The following is a 3,198-nucleotide window of genomic DNA, read 5'->3' on the forward strand; positions in this document are numbered from 1 at the left end:
ATCAGGTCGACGCGGTGGCCGTCGTAGAGGTTGGGGCCCCGCTCGTCCTGCGGCCGGAAGGTGTCGCGGGCGGAGCCGGTGCGTACCTCGCGCTGGTCCCGCGGCAGGTCGTCGAACTTGCGGAACTTGCCCATCTCGGCGTGCAGGTCGAGCTTGTACCGCCAGATGTCGGTGTCGCCCTTGTCCTTGAACTGCGAGGCGGTCTTGTCGGCGCCGCCGGTCTCCAGGCCGCGGGTGGACTGGTGCGTGACATGGCCGCGCACGCCGACGCCGCCCTGGGCGCCCGGCATCGCCCGGGCGTCCCCGCCCGGGATGTCGCGGTACACCCCGCGGACCCGGACCCCGCCGGTGTGCGACCGGCTGTGCTCCTCGTGCCGCTTGCGGCCGGAGCTCCCCTCGGTCGAGACCGACGTGTGGTTCTTGGTGACGGTCCCGCCGAACTCCCGGTCGCGCGGCGTCGCCGTCAACCGGATGGTGACCATGTCGGGGAGGAACCAGCCCTCCTTGTCCGGGTTCTGGGGGTTGAAGTTGCTGAGGTCGGGGTTGATCTTGGCGGTCTCGATGAGGTGGACGTCGATGCCCTTGTCGGCGTCCCGGGACAGGTTCTCCTCGGAGATCGCGTTCAGCAGCTTGAGCGTGTTGTACACCGCGATGGGGTGGTTGCGCCGGAAGTGGTTCTCGCGGGAGAAGAACGCGTCGTCGTGCTCGCCCTCCGGCCGGTGCGCGAACTCGCTCCTCGCACGCCCGAGATCGGGGATCACGAGGCCGGGGTACTTGCGGGCGATGCTGTCGAGCACCTGCTGGGCGTAGGCCTCGATCACGGTGCGCGGCGGGTCGGCGTCGTCGTCGGACGCGCTGTCCGTGTCGTCGGCCGCCGGCCGGCTGGCGTACCGGTTCCCGTCCTCCCAGGTGATGCCGCGGACAGTGGTGCCGCCGAGGTGCTCGGGCCTGTCGCGGCGCAGGTGCGGGTAGACGGGGACGTGGTCCGCGCGCTCCCGGGCGTCGGTGTCGTTGCGGTGCGGATCGGCCAGGAGCTGGGCGTCGTCGATCCCCAGGGCCTCGACCGTGCTGCCGGTGAACCGGTGCGGGGTGTCCTCCCCGTCGAACTGCAGGTAGAAGTTCCGGTTCACGTGGTACATGGCCGTGTCGCCGGACTCGGTGGCCATGCTCGTGGTGGCGCCCGACTGGCGCGAGTTGCCCAGGCCCCGCTCGCGGTCGTGCTTGTACTCGAACATCGGCAGTTCGATCCGGAACAGGTTGCCGAAGACCTGCAGCACCGCGCCGAAGCCGATCCCGGGACTGAAGACGTCGCTGCGCATGAACTTGCGGTCGGTCGACTTCGCCGAGCTGGTGCTGTCCTTGACGTCCAGCTTCGCGGGGGCGTCCGGGATCCGGGTCAGGTCGGTGGGGACCGACCACATCTTGGCGATGCGGGGCCGCCCGCGGTTGTCCACGAGGTCCAGGTAGACGGGGCCGTGCGAGGAGTCGCGTACCAGGTCGCGCACCGAGTCGTCGGAGAACTGCTCGCGCACCCGGTCGGCACGGCTCGGATCGTTCGGGTGGCTCCGCACGAAGTCCGGCAGCATCGTGTCCTTGACCCACTGCCAGGGGGACCGGCGCTCCTGGTTGATGTGGTCGGCCACCCAGTCGGCCATGGTCGTCCGGGGGCCGCCCGCGCCCTCCTGGGCGGGGGCGTGGTAGACACCGTTCACCTTGCCGGTGTGGCCCGCCGGCGCGTGCGCGCCGATGTCCTGGGCGCCGTCCGGCCGCGCGCCGGGGGCGAACGGATCGTGGATCCGGATCCGGTCCGGTGCCTCGGAGGTGCGTTCCCCGAGCTCCACGGTCATGTTCAGACCGTTGGGGACGTTGACCTGGTTGATGTCCTGCAGGGGCGCCCCCTGCTGGCCGTCGCCGTCGGCGGGGTTCGGGGGGACGGTGAGCTCGGCGACCAGGTCGGTCGCGTAGTCGGTCCTCGCACCCCCGACGCTCGCCTCGGTCCTGGTCGAGGTGTCCTGTCCGACCGTCTCGCTCGTGGACGGCTGGTTGAACGCGAACGCGACCGAGGGGTTGATCGCCGGCCCCGCCGTGACGCTCGTGCCGGGCATCATGGGGTTGATGTAGAAGCCGCCGCCCACGGTGCGGCGGGCGCCCGCGGACCGGCCGTCGGCGCGGCTGGTCTCCCGGCCGGTGGAGTCGGCGTTGCCGAGGTCGGGCACCGAGTCGTCCGGGCGGGCGCGTACGTCGTCCGACCGCCGCCAGTCGTTGTTGGCCGAGCGCAGCTTCAGGGTGGCCGAGTCGCTCCCGCTGCGCACGGTGTGGCCGCGGTCGCTGAAGAAGGGGTAGGGGTTCTTGGCGTAGTCCGACGCCAGTCGGGCGCGCAGGTCGTCGGTCAGGTGCCCGTCGAACCGCTGCAGGACGGCGTCGATCCCGGTCCGTCCCCCCGGGTCCGGCACGTTCAGTCGGACCCGGTTGCGTTCCAGCAGCTCGTTGCCGAGCAGGTGGTCGAGCTGGCGGGAGTAGGTGCCGAGGTCGTCCTCGCGGCTCTTCCCGGAGTCCCGTTCCGCGGTGTCCACCCGATCCTGGAGGCCGTCGAGCTCCCGGGCGCGGTCGGCGGAGGTCAGCTCGTCGGCGCGCTGCCCGCTCTCGTCGAGGTTCGCGCGCTCCCGCAGCGCCTGCTCCCGAGCCGCCTCGGTCTCCTGGCGGACCCGCTCGGCGTCGTCCCGCGCGTCCCGGAACTCCTGCCTGCGCTGCCGCCACTCGGTCCGGGCGTCGTCGAGCCGCTGCTCCGCCTGCTCGATCTGGTGGCGAAGCTCGCGGGCACGCTCATTGGCCCGGGGGCGCTCGGCCTCGAACCGCTCGGGATCGGTGTCGCGCAGCCGCTCCATGTACGTCTGGAGCCGCTGGCCCTGCTCGTTGAGGTCCTTCAGGTGCCCCGCGGCCGCGCGCCGCTCGCCGGCCGCCTCGTCGCGTGCCTCCTCCGCGGCCCGGGCGGCCTCCGTGAAGTGCGTCATCCGCGCCCGGTGGTACTCCCGGTACGCGTCGAGCCAGCGCCGTGCGGCCTCGGACGAGTCCCGGAGCGCGGTTCCGAGGTCCTGCTGCGCGCGGGCGAGGTCGAGCTGGTCGCGCCACATGTTGCGCTGGTCGCGCTCCATGGTGTCGCGGGCCTGCCGGGCCGCCTCGTCGGCCGCGGTGACGGCG

At 72.3% G+C, this 3,198-nt stretch carries 1 protein-coding gene; it reads right to left on the reverse strand.

Translation table 11 applies throughout. The annotated features are described in order from the left end of the window. Positions 1 to 3,198, reverse strand: a 3,198-nt coding sequence (locus tag DEF28_RS27755) for a flagellar export protein FliJ (RefSeq protein ID WP_158562924.1), incomplete at both ends; no start/stop codon positions are given.

Origin of the sequence: Marinitenerispora sediminis (genome assembly GCF_003336425.1) — a bacterium.
In the GTDB taxonomy this organism is placed as follows: Bacteria; Actinomycetota; Actinomycetes; order Streptosporangiales; family Streptosporangiaceae; genus Marinitenerispora; species Marinitenerispora sediminis.